Origin of the sequence: Massilia mucilaginosa (assembly GCF_011682145.1) — a bacterium.
GTDB lineage: Bacteria > Pseudomonadota > Gammaproteobacteria > Burkholderiales > Burkholderiaceae_D > Telluria_A > Telluria_A mucilaginosa.
In genome coordinates, this window is sequence record NZ_WHJH01000329.1 from 1 (window position 1) to 296 (window position 296).

Sequence of the window (296 nt, forward strand, 5' to 3'; positions counted from 1 at the left end):
GAGATCGTAAAGGAAGGCTTGACTCCATGGAACTGTCCGCTTCAGGAAGACAGTGAATGGCTGGAAGAATTCGCGGCCCTCGCGCCAAGGCCGACCGTGGCGCTGCCAGAATTTCGTAGCGTGTGTCGAAAGCATCTCTTGCCCCGACTGCAGACGACGGCGCCGGATGTCCTCTTCCATCCCTGCAATCGAAGCTGCCCCATCGCTGGCGGCGACTTCTTCAGCGGCCAGGAGGCGGCCTCGCCGCATCAGCCAGCGATGCAGGAAATACAAAAACCCGGAGCACCGCGTATCGC

At 60.8% G+C, this 296-nt stretch carries 1 protein-coding gene; it reads right to left on the bottom strand.

Annotated features, from left to right (window positions below):
* Positions 1-296: hypothetical protein (locus F2P45_RS35910; RefSeq protein WP_223164947.1), on the bottom strand; the 296-nt coding region annotated here is incomplete at both ends.